Annotated in this window: 12 protein-coding genes; all 12 read right to left on the reverse strand. The window is 70.7% G+C overall.

The window, feature by feature from the left end; genetic code table 11:
• Nucleotide 1: 1 nt before the first annotated feature.
• The 12 genes from ACIPSJ_RS37625 to pdxS all read right to left on the reverse strand — a co-directional run bounded on the left by ACIPSJ_RS37625 (nucleotide 2) and on the right by pdxS (nucleotide 13,239).
• On the reverse strand, nucleotides 2-1,324 hold the full coding sequence (locus ACIPSJ_RS37625) for a serine/threonine-protein kinase (protein WP_359220435.1): 1,323 nt from the start codon (nucleotides 1,322-1,324) through the stop codon (nucleotides 2-4).
• Between the two features lie 90 nt (nucleotides 1,325-1,414).
• A complete protein-coding gene (locus ACIPSJ_RS37630; RefSeq protein WP_401352686.1) occupies nucleotides 1,415-3,940 on the reverse strand; it encodes a RelA/SpoT family protein in 2,526 nt (841 codons plus the stop codon).
• Between the two features lie 227 nt (nucleotides 3,941-4,167).
• Nucleotides 4,168-4,707 carry an adenine phosphoribosyltransferase gene (locus tag ACIPSJ_RS37635; RefSeq protein WP_359220441.1) on the reverse strand — a complete coding sequence of 180 codons (540 nt, stop codon included), beginning with the start codon at nucleotides 4,705-4,707 and terminating at the stop codon, nucleotides 4,168-4,170.
• A complete protein-coding gene (gene secF, locus ACIPSJ_RS37640; protein WP_359220443.1) occupies nucleotides 4,704-5,810 on the reverse strand; it encodes a protein translocase subunit SecF in 1,107 nt (368 codons plus the stop codon). The genes ACIPSJ_RS37635 and secF overlap by 4 nt, the downstream gene beginning before the upstream one ends.
• A gap of 3 nt (nucleotides 5,811-5,813) precedes the next feature.
• The gene (gene secD, locus ACIPSJ_RS37645; RefSeq protein WP_401352688.1) at nucleotides 5,814-7,601 is read right to left on the reverse strand and encodes a protein translocase subunit SecD; all 1,788 of its coding nucleotides are present in this window, start codon (nucleotides 7,599-7,601) and stop codon (nucleotides 5,814-5,816) included.
• Between the two features lie 140 nt (nucleotides 7,602-7,741).
• Nucleotides 7,742-8,281, reverse strand: a complete 540-nt coding sequence (yajC, locus tag ACIPSJ_RS37650) for a preprotein translocase subunit YajC (protein ID WP_359222716.1) — start codon at nucleotides 8,279-8,281, stop codon at nucleotides 7,742-7,744.
• A 242-nt stretch (nucleotides 8,282-8,523) separates the two neighbouring features.
• Nucleotides 8,524-9,597 (reverse strand): Holliday junction branch migration DNA helicase RuvB, encoded by a 1,074-nt coding sequence (gene ruvB / locus ACIPSJ_RS37655; protein ID WP_355711046.1) that lies wholly within the window; start codon nucleotides 9,595-9,597, stop codon nucleotides 8,524-8,526.
• 27 nt (nucleotides 9,598-9,624) lie between these two features.
• Nucleotides 9,625-10,230, reverse strand: coding sequence for a Holliday junction branch migration protein RuvA (ruvA, locus tag ACIPSJ_RS37660; RefSeq protein WP_359222715.1), 606 nt, complete (start codon nucleotides 10,228-10,230; stop codon nucleotides 9,625-9,627).
• Complete coding sequence (ruvC, locus tag ACIPSJ_RS37665) at nucleotides 10,227-10,766, reverse strand: crossover junction endodeoxyribonuclease RuvC (protein ID WP_359222714.1); 540 nt, start codon at nucleotides 10,764-10,766, stop codon at nucleotides 10,227-10,229. The genes ruvA and ruvC overlap by 4 nt, the downstream gene beginning before the upstream one ends.
• A gap of 160 nt (nucleotides 10,767-10,926) precedes the next feature.
• A complete protein-coding gene (locus ACIPSJ_RS37670; protein WP_401352691.1) occupies nucleotides 10,927-11,679 on the reverse strand; it encodes a YebC/PmpR family DNA-binding transcriptional regulator in 753 nt (250 codons plus the stop codon).
• Between the two features lie 52 nt (nucleotides 11,680-11,731).
• Nucleotides 11,732-12,334, reverse strand: a complete 603-nt coding sequence (pdxT, locus tag ACIPSJ_RS37675) for a pyridoxal 5'-phosphate synthase glutaminase subunit PdxT (protein ID WP_401352693.1) — start codon at nucleotides 12,332-12,334, stop codon at nucleotides 11,732-11,734.
• Nucleotides 12,334-13,239: a pyridoxal 5'-phosphate synthase lyase subunit PdxS gene (pdxS, locus tag ACIPSJ_RS37680; RefSeq protein WP_355711042.1), complete on the reverse strand. Its 906-nt coding sequence runs from the start codon at nucleotides 13,237-13,239 to the stop codon at nucleotides 12,334-12,336. The genes pdxT and pdxS overlap by 1 nt, the downstream gene beginning before the upstream one ends.
• Nucleotides 13,240-13,327 lie beyond the last annotated feature (88 nt).

A 13,327-nucleotide genomic window follows, 5' to 3' on the forward strand; every position in this document is an offset into this window, starting at 1 on the left:
GTCACACCTGCTCCTGGAGCGCCTCGGTCACCGCGGACGTGACATCGGCGAACATCGTGACCGCCTCGCCGCCGGCCCCGAGCCGGGCCAGGCAGACGCCCTGCCAGTAGTGGCAGGTGAGGGTCACGGGGTGGTGGCTGCCGAAGGACGTCCGGCAGACCTCGGCGACCGTGCCGAGCAGTTCGACCGCCTCGGCCAGGGAGCCGCGCAGCACCAGGTCGACGGCCTCGCGCTGGCGGGCCTCGGCCATCTCCGGGGAGATACCCCGGCGGATCTGGTGGAGGGTGGCGCTGCTCAGGCCCAGCTCGCTCCCGCCGCGCCGGTGACGTCCCGCGGCGGTGTGCGGCGGGGACGTCCCCTCCGGCGGCGGCCAGGCGTCCCTGAAGTCCTCCAGGGGCCGCGGCGCGGGGAGGAGCGTGGGCGGGTGGTCCTCGTCGGCGGGGGCCGTGAAGCCGCGCACCGCGCGTTCGCGCAGTTCCCCGGTGGCCGCCTCGGCGATCAGTTCGGCGGCGTTGGGCGGGGCGCGCAGCAGGTCGCGCACCTCGGCGTCGCCCGGGCGCTGTGCGGGGTCCTTGGCCATCAGGCGGGCGACCAGGGCGGCGAGGTCGTCGGGGACGCCCGGCACGCCGGCCAGTGAGGGTGCCTCCTCCTGGACCACGCGGTACAGGGTGGTCACCGGGGAGCCGCCGTCGAAGGGGCGCTCGCCCTTGAGCATCTCGTACAGGCAGGTGCCGAGGCCGTAGAGGTCGGAGTACGGTCCGGCCCGGTCGCCGCTGATGATCTCGGGCGCCATGTAGAGCGGGGTGCCGATGAAGGCGCCCGTGGCGGTCAGCCGGGAGTGGGCCGCGTCCAGGAGGTGGGAGATCCCGAAGTCCTGGAGGACCACCCGGCCCTCGCGGGTCAGGTGGACGTTGCTCGGTTTCACGTCCCGGTGCAGCATCCCGGCGTTGTGCACGGCGGACAGGCCGGAGGACATGCCGGCGCCGATGGCCCGCACCAGGGCGTGCGGCAGGGTGCGCCGGATGCCCAGCAGACGGGCCAGGTCGACGCCCTCCAGGAGCTCCATGACGAGGTAGGGCGTGTCCTCGTGGAGGGCGAAGTCGTGCAGCACGACGGTGTTGGGGTGGCTGATCCGCGCCAGCGCACGGGCCTCGCGCATGAAGCGCTGCCGCAGGTCCGCGTCGGCCAGACCGGTACTGAGCACCTTGACCGCGACGCGGCGCCCCAGCCGCATGTCCAGCGCCTCGTAGACCCGGCCCATGCCGCCCGCGCCCAGCTGCCGACCGATCTCGTAACGGTCCCCGATGACCCCTAACTCGGCCACGCCACCCCCCGGTTACGTCTCCTCCGATGGTCCGGCGTCCGCCGCCCCGGGGGCAATCTCCGTGCGGTAACGGAGACTTGCCCCGCAGGACTAACGCTGCTGCCGCGCCGAGGTCACCCGGTAGACGTCGTAGACGCCCTCCACGCCCCGTACCGCCTTCAGGACGTGGCCCAGGTGCTTGGGGTCGCCCATCTCGAAGGTGAAGCGGGAGGTGGCCACCCGGTCGCGGGAGGTCTGGACGGCCGCGGAGAGGATGTTGACGTGCTGGTCGGACAGCACCCGGGTGACGTCCGACAGGAGCCGGGAGCGGTCCAGGGCCTCGACCTGGATGGCGACCAGGAAGACCGAGGACTGGGTGGGCGCCCACTCGACCTCAAGGATGCGCTCGGGCTCACGGGACAGCGACTCGACGTTGACGCAGTCGCTGCGGTGCACCGACACCCCGCTGCCGCGGGTGACGAAGCCGATGATCGGGTCGCCGGGGACCGGCGTGCAGCAGCGGGCCAGCTTGACCCAGACGTCGTCGACGCCCTTCACGACCACGCCGGGGTCCTGGTTGCTGCGCCGCTTGCGGCCGCGGGTCCGGGACGGCGGGACCGCCTCGTCGATCTCCTCGGTGGCCGCCTCCTCGCCGCCGAGCGCCTGCACCAGCTTCTGCACGACGTTCTGCGCGGCCACATGGCCCTCGCCGATCGCCGCGTACAGCGAGGAGATGTCCGGATAGCGCATCTCGTGCGCGAGGGTGACCAGGGAGTCGCCGGTGAGGATGCGCTGGATCGGCAGGTTCTGCTTGCGCATCGCGCGGACGATGGCGTCCTTGCCCTGCTCGATCGCCTCGTCCCGGCGCTCCTTGGAGAACCAGGCGCGGATCTTGTTCCGGGCGCGCGGCGACTTGACGAAGCCCAGCCAGTCCCGGGAGGGACCGGCGCCGGGCGCCTTGGAGGTGAAGACCTCCACCAGGTCGCCGTTGTCGAGCGTCGACTCCAGCGGGACGAGACGGCCGTTGACCCTCGCCCCTATCGTCCGGTGACCGACCTCCGTGTGCACCGCGTACGCGAAGTCCACCGAGGTGGAGCCGGCCGGGAGCGCTATGACATCGCCCTTGGGGGTGAAGACGAAGACCTCGTTGCGGGAGAGGTCGAAGCGCAGGGACTCCAGGAACTCGCTGGGGTCCTCGGTCTCCTTCTGCCAGTCGAGGAGCTGGCGCAGCCACGCCATGTCGTTGAGGTGGTCGTCCTTGCCCTTGCCGGCCTTCGGCACGTCGGTGCGCACCTTGGAGGCGCCGGCGACGGCCTCCTGCTTGTACTTCCAGTGCGCGGCGATGCCGTACTCGGCGCGACGGTGCATGTCGAACGTGCGGATCTGGAGTTCGACGGGCTTGCCGTTGGGGCCGATGACCGTCGTGTGCAGCGACTGGTACATGTTGAACTTGGGCATCGCGATGTAGTCCTTGAAGCGCCCCGGAACCGGGTTCCAGCGCGCGTGGACGGTGCCCAGGGCCGCGTAGCAGTCGCGGACGGTGTCCACCAGGACGCGGATGCCCACCAGGTCGTAGATCTCCGCGAAGTCCCGGCCGCGGACGATCATCTTCTGGTAGACGCTGTAGTAGTGCTTCGGGCGGCCGGTGACGGTCGCCTTGATCCGGGCCGCGCGCAGGTCGGACTGCACCTCGTCGGTCACTATGGCGAGGTACTCGTCGCGCTTCGGCGCCCGTTCCGCCACCAGCCGGACGATCTCGTCGTACATCTTGGGGTAGAGGATCGCGAAGGCGAGGTCCTCCAGTTCCCACTTGATGGTGTTCATGCCCAGGCGGTGGGCGAGCGGCGCGTAGATCTCCAGGGTCTCGCGCGCCTTCTTCTCCTGCTTCTCGCGCTTGAGGTAGCGCATGGTGCGCATGTTGTGCAGGCGGTCGGCGAGCTTGATGACCAGGACGCGCGGGTCCTTGGCCATGGCGACGACCATCTTGCGCACGGTCTCGGCCTGCGCGGCCTCGCCGAACTTGACCTTGTCCAGCTTGGTCACGCCGTCGACGAGCAGCGTGACGACGTCGCCGAAGTCGCGGCGCAGGTCCTCCAGGCCGTACTCGGTGTCCTCGACGGTGTCGTGCAGCAGCCCCGCCATCAGGGTCGCCGGGTCCATGCCGAGTTCGGCGAGGATCGTGGTGACCGCGAGCGGGTGCGTGATGTACGGGTCGCCGCTCTTGCGCTTCTGGCCGCGGTGCCAGCGCTCGGCGACCTGGTAGGCGCGCTCGATCTGGCGCAGGGTGGCGTTCTCGATCTTGGGGTCGTTGCTGCGGACTATGCGCAGCAGCGGTTCCAGGACCGGGTTGTACGGGTTGGCGCGCTGCACGCCGAGGCGGGCCAGGCGGGCGCGGACGCGGTTGGAGGAGCCGGAGCGCGCGGGCTGGCCGGCGTTGGGGCGGGCGGCGGGGCGCTCGGGAGGGGCCGGCTTGGGGCGCGAGGTCTCGGCCGACTTCTCGGCGGGCGCGGACTGGGCATGCTCGACCGGCCCACGGGTGTCGTTCTTCGTCTGCGACACGTTCGGCGCGGGCTTGGCCGCGGGCGCCGAGGCGGGCTCGGGCTTGGCGGCTGTCAGTGGCTGGGCCTCGTCTGGCAAGAGGGCTCCTCGTGCGCGATCCGGGTCCCCCGGTCAGGTTCCGGAGACCCCATGGTAGCGATCCTGGGCCAGGTCATCTCCTGCAGGCCGGACCGGGAACCGTATACGGGAGAAACACACGAGGCTGCAGCGGGATTCCTCCGGGGTGTCCGACAGGTGGCCGGGGGCCCTCGGAACGCGCGAACGCCCGCCTCCGAGAGGCGGGCGTTCTGCCGGTCGTACGGCGCTCAGACCTGGAGCAGGGCCTCCAGCGGCGCTCCGTCCAGGGCCGGCTCCAGGCGGCCTCGGCCGCCGAGGAAGCCCAGCTCCATCAGGACCGCGACCCCCGCGACCTCGGCGCCGGCGCGGTGGATCAGCTGGATCGCGGCCTCGGCGGTGCCTCCGGTGGCGAGCACGTCGTCGACGATCAGGATCCGGTCGTCCCGGCCGAGGTCCTCGGCGTGTACCTCGATCTCGGCCGAGCCGTACTCCAGCTCGTAGGACTGGCGCAGGGTGGCTCCGGGGAGCTTGCCCGCCTTGCGGACCGGGATGAAGCCGAGGCCGGCGCGGACGGCGACCGGGGCGCCCAGGATGAAGCCCCGGGCCTCCAGGCCGACGACCTTGGTGGCGCCGGTGGCGGCGGCGATCCCGGCCAGTTCGTCGGTGAGCGCGGTGAACGCGGCCGGGTCCGCGAGCAGCGGCGTGATGTCCTTGAACATCACGCCCTGCTCCGGGTAGTCCTCGACGTCCCGGATGCGGCTGAGCAGCAGTTCCCTGACGTCGGTCATCGGCGCTTCCCCGAGGGCCGGCCACGGCCGCCCCGGGTGCGGGACGCGGGCTGGTTGCGCGGGCCGACGACGGCCGCGGCGGCGTCCTCGGGCTCGTCGGCACCGCCACGGGTCTCGGCCAGCTCCTCCTCGGCGGCGGCCTGGGCCCGCTTGGCGAGGACGCGCTTCTTCAGGGCCTTCATCTGCGGCTCGGCCTCCTTGAGGTCGGCGACGAGCGGCGTGGCGATGAAGATCGAGGAGTAGGCACCGGCGGCGAGACCGACGAACAGCGACAGCGAGATGTCGTTGAGCGTGCCCGCGCCGAGGAAGCCGCCGCCGATGAACAGCAGACCGGCGACCGGCAGCAGCGCGACGACCGTGGTGTTGATCGAACGGACCAGGGTGCCGTTGATCGACCGGTTGGCGATGTCGCTGTAGGTGAACCGGGTCTGCTTGGTGATGTCCTTCGTCTGCTCCTTGAGGCTGTCGAAGACGACGACCGTGTCGTAGAGCGAGTAACCGAGGATCGTCAGCAGACCGATGACCGTACCGGGCGTGACCTCGAAGCCGACCAGGGCGTAGATACCGGTCGTGATGGTGATGTCGTGGATCAGCGCGACCAGGGCCGCGACCGCCATCCGCCACTCGAAGGCGATCGCCAGGTAGATCACCACGAGGACCATGAAGATCGCCAGGCCCTCCCAGGCCTTGTTGGCGATCTGGTCACCCCAGCTGGGGCCGACCAGGTCGGCGGCGATGGACTCGGTGGACATGTTCATGTCCTTGGCGAGCTTCGCCTTGGTGGCGTCGGACTTGGCGGTGTCCATGCCCGCGATCTGGATGCGCAGACCGCCCGAGCCGAGCTTCTGCACGACCGCGTCGTGGCCCGCGGCCTCCTTCGCGTAGGTCTCCGCCTGGGACACCGAGACGCTGGTCTTCGGGGTGGTGAAGACGGCACCGCCCTGGAAGTCGATGCCCATGTTCAGGCCGCGCACCGCCAGGCCGACGATGGCCGTGATGGTGATCAGGATGGAGATGCCGTACCAGATCTTGCGCTTGCCGACGAAGTCGTAGCTGATCTCGCCGCGGTGGAGTCGGGCGCCGAGGTTGCCGAGTTTCGACATCGCTCACGCTTCCTTCGGGTCGACAGGGCCGGCGACGGGACCGGCGGGACGGCGGGTGCGGCGCAGCGGCGGCTTGGCGCCCAGGCCCTTCGGGTCGAGTCCGGACCACTTGTGGCCACCCGCGAAGAACTTACGCCGGGCGAGGATCGTCATCAGCGGCTTGGTGAAGAAGAAGACGACGACGACGTCGAGCACGGTGGTCAGACCGAGGGTGAACGCGAAGCCCTGGACCTTGCCGACGGTCACGATGAACAGCACGGCGGCGGCCAGGAACGACACGAAGTCGGAGACCAGGATGGTGCGCCGGGCGCGCGGCCAGGCCCGCTCGACGGCGGGGCGCAGCGTGCGGCCCTCGCGGATCTCGTCCCGGATGCGTTCGAAGAACACGATGAACGAGTCCGCTGTGATACCGATCGCGACGATGGCACCGCAGACGGCCGGCAGGTTCAGCGCGAAGCCGATGGCCGGGCCCAGCAGGGCCATGAGCACATAGGTCAGGACCGCGGAGACCAGCAGCGAGGCGATCGCGACGAGCGACAGGCCCCGGTAGTAGACCACCAGGTAGATGATGACGAGCGCGAGGCCGATGGCACCGGCCAGCAGACCGGCGTGCAGCTGCTCGCCGCCGAGCGCGGCGGTCACGGTGGTGACGCTCTCCTCGCGGAAGGAGAGCGGGAGCGCGCCGTACGACAGCACGTTGGCGAGGCTCTGGGCCTCTTCCTGGGTGAAGCTGCCGGAGATCTCCGCCTGGCCGCCGACGATGGACTGGCTCACGTACGGGCTGGAGACGACCTCGCCGTCCAGGACGATGCCGAACTCGTTCTGCGGCTGGGAGTTCTTGGCGAGCTGGCCGGTGATGTCGGCGAACTTCTTGGATCCGTTGCCGGTGAAGGTCATCTGGACCTGCCAGCCGGAGGCGCCCTGCGTGTCGTAGACGGCCTGGGCCTTCTTGACCTCGGTGCCGTCGACGGCGGCCGGGCCGAGCACGTACTTGTACCAGACGCCGGAGATCTTGCCGCAGGCGACGGTCGTGTCGGTCGGCTTGGCCTTCTTGCCGGCCGTGGCGCGCTGCGCGGGCTTGGAGCAGTCCAGCGCGGTGTACTGGGCCTCCAGCTTCGAGGCGGCGGCCGAGGCGCTCGCGGAGGCCGAGGCGTCGGCGGAGGGGCTCGCCGAGGAGGAGGCGCTCGCCGAGGAGGACGGCGTGGAGTCGGCCTTCAGGGCGTCGGTGACGGCCCGGCCCTGCGAGGTGGCGGAGGACGACGGGGACGCGGAGGACGTTCCGGTCGCCTTCTCGGAGGCCGACGCGCTGCTCGACGGGGTCGCGCTGGGCGAGGCGGTGGAGCTGCCGCTGGCGGACGCGCTCGGGGAGGCGCTCGCCGCGGCGCCGGCGCTGGCCTCGCTGGCCAGGACCGGGCGGAAGTACAGCTTCGCGGTGGTGCCGACCTGCTGACGGGCTTCCTCGGAGTTGGTGCCCTTGGGGATGTTGACGATGATGTTGCTCGTCCCCTGGGTCTGCACCTCCGCCTCGGAGACACCGAGACCGTTGACACGGCGGTTCATGATGTCGACCGCGGTGTCCATGTTGGCCTTGTTGATCGCGGACCCTTGGTCGGCCTTCGCCTGCAGCGTGATGCTCGTGCCGCCGGCGAGGTCGATGCCCAGGCGCGGAGTGGTGTGCCCCGAGGCGAACATTCCGCCGGTGAGCGCCACGATGGCGATCAGGATCAGGGCCAGCGAGCGCCCTGGCTTGCTCTGGGCGCTCGCGCTCCGGCCCCTCTTAGGTGCTGCCACCTTCTCGTACTCCCTCTCGGGCCGCCGCGCGCCTGGTCGGCGCGGTCGGCCATGACTGGTGTCGGGATCCCTTGCGGGAAACAGACGCGCCCGGGGTGCGGGGTGCGCGCGGGACGCGCGCACCACCCCCCGGGTCGCGGCTACTTCGCGTCGGTCTCGCCGTCGGTCTTCTTCGGCTCTTCGCCGGCCTTCGCCTCGACGGTCCCGGCCTCCTCGACCTCGTCCTCGGCCTTGTCCTCGGTCTTCGCCTCGGCGGTCTCCTCGGCCTCGTCCTTCTTGCCGAGGTCGACGGCCTTGTCGTCGGAGGCGGCGGCAGCGTCGGCCGACTCGTCGTCGGTCTCGGTGAGGGAGGAGGCGTCGTCCGGGACGACGGCGGCGTCGGACTTCAGGTCGTGCTCGACGCCGTGCACGATGCGGTTGTACTCGTCGTCGGTGAGGACGGAGCCGATCGCGTTCTTCGCGAAGAGAAGCTCGACGCCCGGGCCCGCGTCGAGCAGGACCGTGTCGTCGTTCACTTCCTTGACCGTCGCGTACATGCCGCCGATGGTGCGGACACCGCTGCCGGGCTGCACCTCGTTCCGCATGTTCTGGGCCTGCTGCTGCCTCTTCTTGTTCGACCGCGTCAGCAGGAACATGGCCGCGATGAGCACGATGAGCGGGAGAAGGGTCAAGGTATTCACGGGACGGAATTTCCTTCGCGCAGCCGCGGCGGTGAGCGGCCTGGATGATGGGGGCGTGGTCGGCGCCGCCCGCAAAGGCGGCATCGGCGGAGTCTAAGCGAGTCCGCGCGCATGGAACAACGCTCAGCATGGCACCTGGGTTCCTGCGCCCGCCAATACCCCGCCGTCACGAAGAGATCACGTCTGGCGTCGGGCCCTGGCGGACGGGCGGCGACCCGTCCGCCAGCCCCGCCGCGGGGGCGTCACGTGCCGAAAAGGTCCTGCTGACCGGTTCCGCCCGCCGCACCGCGCGGGGCGGTCAGGCCCAGATGGGCCCACGCGGCGGGGGTGGCGACGCGGCCGCGCGGAGTGCGGGCGAGCAGGCCCTCGCGGACCAGGAAGGGCTCGGCGACCTCCTCGACCGTCTCGCGCTCCTCCCCCACCGCCACCGCCAGCGTCGACAGGCCCACCGGGCCGCCGCCGAACAGCTTGAGCAGGGCCTCCAGGACGGCCCGGTCGAGCCGGTCGAGGCCGCGCTCGTCCACCTCGTAGACGGCCAGCGCCGCGTGCGCGATCTCGCGGTTGATCAGCCCGTCGGCCTTGACCTGCGCGTAGTCGCGGACCCGGCGCAGCAGCCGGTTGGCGATCCGGGGCGTACCGCGCGAGCGGCCGGCGATCTCGGCGGCGCCCGCGGGGTCGATCTCGACGTCGAGGAGGTTGGCCGAGCGATGGACGACCCGCTTCAGCTCGGTGGGCTCGTAGAACTCCATGTGCGCGGTGAAACCGAAACGGTCGCGCAGCGGGGGCGGCAGCAGGCCCGCGCGCGTGGTGGCGCCGACCAGCGTGAACGGCGGCAGCTCCAGCGGGATCGCGGTGGCGCCCGGGCCCTTGCCGACGATCACGTCGACGCGGAAGTCCTCCATCGCCATGTACAGCATCTCCTCGGCGGGCCGCGACATGCGGTGGATCTCGTCGAGGAAGAGGACCTCGCCCTCCTGGAGGGAGGAGAGGATCGCGGCCAGGTCGCCCGCGTGCTGGATGGCGGGACCGGAGGTGATGCGGATCGGCGCGCCCATCTCGGCCGCGATGATCATGGAGAGGGTGGTCTTGCCCAGGCCGGGCGCGCCGGAGAGCAGCACGTGGTCGGCGGTGGCGCCCCGCGCGCGTGCGGCGCGCAGGACCAGGTCGAGCTGCTCGCGGACCTTCTCCTGCCCGATGAACTCGCCCAGGTCCTTGGGGCGCAGCGCGGCCTCTACGGCCTGGTCCTCACGGTCGGCGACGGCGCCCACCAGCCGCTCCGCGTCGGCGCCGGTGTCGGTCGTGTCGTCCCAGTTCATAAGTGATGTGCCTCAGCGGTGGTGGGGTCAGCGGGCGCGGTTGAGGGTCTGGAGGGCGGCCTTCAGCAACTGGCCGACCTGCGGGGTGCCGCCCGCCGCCTCGGCCTGCGGGGTCACGGCGGTCACGGCCTCCTCGGCCTCCCGGGTCGCGTAGCCGAGGCCGATCAGGGCCGCGTGCAGCTGGTCCCGCCAGCCCTGGCTGACCGGCGCGCCGATCGCGGGGGCGCCGATGGGCTCGCCCAGCCGGTCCTTCAGCTCCAGCAGCAGCTTCTGCGCGCCCTTCTTGCCGATGCCGGGCACGGCGATCAGCGCCTTCTCGTCGCCCGTGGCGACCGCGCGGCGCAGCGCGTCCGGGCTGTGCACGGCGAGCATCGCCTGGGCGAGCCGGGGGCCGACACCGCTCGCCGTCTGCAGCAGCTCGAAGACCTGCTTCTCGTCGTCGTCGACGAAGCCGTACAGGGTGAGCGAGTCCTCCCGTACGACAAGGGAGGTGGCGAGTTTGGTCTGCTGGCCCATGCGCAGCCCGGACAGGGTGTTGGGCGAGCACTGGACGGCGATGCCGATCCCTCCGACCTCGACGACCGCGGAGTCCGGGGCGAGGGCGGCGACCGGGCCGCTGACGAAGGCGATCATGCCGTACGGCCTTTCGTTGCGTTGGCTGCGTGCAGGGCGACGGCCTGCTGGAGTCGGTTCTGGGCGGGGGCGCGCCAGATGTGGCAGATGGCGAGCGCGAGGGCGTCGGCGGCGTCGGCGGGCTTGGGCGGGGCGCTGAGCCGGAGCAGCCGGGTGACCATGGCGCCGACCTGGGCCTTGTCGGCGCGTCCGGAGCCGGTGACGGCGGCCTTGACCTCGCTGGGGGTGTGCAGGGCGACGGGGATGCCCCGGCGGGCGGCGCACAGCATGGCGACGGCACTGGCCTGGGCGGTGCCCATCACGGTCCGTACGTTGTGCTGGCTGAACACCCGCTCCACGGCGACGAATTCGGGCCGGTGCTCGTCCAGCCACTGCTCGATGCCCTGCTCGATGGCGACGAGCCGCAGGCCGAGTTCGGCATCCGCCGGCGTCCGTACGACCCCCACGCCCACCATCGTGAGCGGCCGCCCGGCCACGCCCTCGACGACCCCGACACCACAGCGGGTCAGCCCTGGGTCCACCCCCAAGACGCGCACGCGCCCTCTCCCTTCGGTCTCCCCCAGCTATCGCTGGGAGGTGCCCCCAGTTTGTGCAGGCTATCCGGTACCACCGACAACGGCCGACATGACGAAGGGCCGACGGGTGTGTCCCGTCGGCCCGTTCGGTCCGTTCAGCCTGATGCGGCCCGATGCGGCGTTACGCGTCGACCTTCTCCATGACCTCGTCGCTGACGTCGAAGTTGGCGAAGACGTTCTGCACGTCGTCGCTGTCCTCGAGCGCGTCGATCAGCTTGAAGATCTTCTTGGCGCCCTCCTCGTCCAGCTCGACCTGCATGGTCGGGACGAAGTTGGCCTCGGCGGAGTCGTAGTCGATCCCGGCGTCCTGGAGGGCGGTGCGGACGGCGACCATGTCGGTGGCCTCGCTGAGCACCTCGAAGGACTCGCCCAGGTCGTTGACCTCCTCGGCGCCCGCGTCCAGGACGGCACCGAGGACGTCGTCCTCGGTCAGCCCGCTCTTGGGGACGATGACGACGCCCTTGCGGTTGAAGAGGTACGACACCGAGCCCGGGTCGGCCATGTTGCCGCCGTTGCGGGTCATGGCGACGCGCACGTCGGAGGCGGCGCGGTTGCGGTTGTCGGTGAGGCACTCGATGAGCACCGCGACGCCGTTCGGGCCGTAGCCCTCGTACATGATCGTCTCGTAGTCGGCGCCACCGGCCTCAAGACCACCGCCGCGCTTGACCGCGGAGTCGATGTTCTTGTTGGGGACCGACTGCTTCTTCGCCTTCTGGATGGCGTCGTAGAGGGTCGGGTTGCCCTCGATGTCGACGCCGCCCATGCGGGCCGCGACCTCGATGTTCTTGATCAGCTTCGCGAAGAGCTTGCCGCGCTTGGCATCGATCACGGCCTTCTTGTGCTTCGTCGTAGCCCATTTAGAGTGGCCGGACATCTGCCTGTCTCCTTCGCGTAACCCATCCGAACAACGAACGCCAGAGATCCTACTAGGACTCCGTCGCCCGGTTCGCGTGCACCATGTCGACGAACAGGGAGTGCACACGGTGGTCGCCGGTCAGTTCCGGGTGGAACGACGTGGCGAGCGCGTTGCCCTGGCGGACCGCGACGATGTGGCCCTCGTGCTCGGCGAGCACCTCGACGTCGGCGCCCACGGACTCGACCCAGGGGGCGCGGATGAACACGCCCTCTACAGGATCGCCGTCGACGCCGCGTACGTCGACCGCCGCCTCGAACGACTCGTTCTGACGACCGAAGGCGTTGCGGCGCACGATCATGTCGATACCGCCGATCGTCTCCTGGCCCGAGCGCGGGTCGAGGATCTTGTCGGCGAGCATGATCATGCCCGCGCAGGTGCCGTAGACGGGCAGACCGTCCCGCACGCGCGCGCGGAGGGGCTCCATCACGCCGAACAGGACGGCCAGCTTGGAGATGGTGGTGGACTCGCCGCCGGGGATGACCAGGCCGTCCACCTCGGCGAGTTCCTCGGGGCGCCGGACCGGCCTGGCCACGGCGTCGGCCGCGGCCAGGGCGACGAGGTGTTCCCGTACGTCGCCCTGGAGCGCGAGCACTCCGACCACGGGAGTGGTCATCACCAGCCCCGGTTCGCGTAACGCTCGGCCTCGGGGAGGGTGTCGCAGTTGATGCCGACCATGGCCTCGCCGAGGTTGCGGGACGCGTCCGCGATGATCTTCGGGTCGTCGTAGAAGGTGGTCGCCTTGACGATGGCCGCGGCGCGCTTGGCCGGGTCGCCGGACTTGAAGATGCCGGAGCCGACGAAGACGCCCTCGGCGCCGAGCTGACGCATCAGCGCGGCGTCGGCTGGGGTGGCGACACCACCGGCGGAGAACAGCACCACCGGCAGCTTGCCGAGCTCGGCGACCTCCTTGACCAGCTCGAAGGGGGCGCGCAGCTCCTTGGCGGCGGCGTAGATCTCGTTGTTGTCGCAGCCGCGCAGCTTGGCGATCTCGCCCTTGATCTGGCGCAGGTGGCGGACCGCCTCGACGACGTTGCCGGTGCCGGCCTCGCCCTTGGAGCGGATCATGGCCGCGCCCTCGGCGATCCGGCGCAGGGCCTCACCGAGGTTGGTGGCGCCGCAGACGAAGGGGGTGGTGAACGCCCACTTGTCGGAGTGGTTGACCTCGTCGGCCGGGGTGAGGACCTCGGACTCGTCGATGTAGTCGACGCCGAGGGACTGCAGGACCTGGGCCTCGACGAAGTGGCCGATGCGGGACTTGGCCATGACCGGGATGGAGACGGCCTCGATGATGCCCTCGATCATGTCCGGGTCGGACATCCGGGCGACCCCGCCGTCCTTGCGGATGTCGGCCGGGACCCGCTCCAGGGCCATGACGGCGACGGCGCCCGCGTCCTCCGCGATCTTCGCCTGCTCCGGCGTGACGACGTCCATGATCACGCCGCCCTTGAGCTGCTCGGCCATGCCGCGCTTCACACGGGCGGTACCGGTCTCGGGGGCCTGGTTGTCGATGGTGGACACGGGTGACCTCGCTGAAGTGAAAGAGGGTTTCTGCGAACACCGAGGAAACGCGAGCGGACCAGTCCACAGCAAGGGCCAATGGGAAGCC

The organism is Streptomyces sp. NPDC090088 (genome assembly GCF_044747345.1).
Classification (GTDB): domain Bacteria; phylum Actinomycetota; class Actinomycetes; order Streptomycetales; family Streptomycetaceae; genus Streptomyces.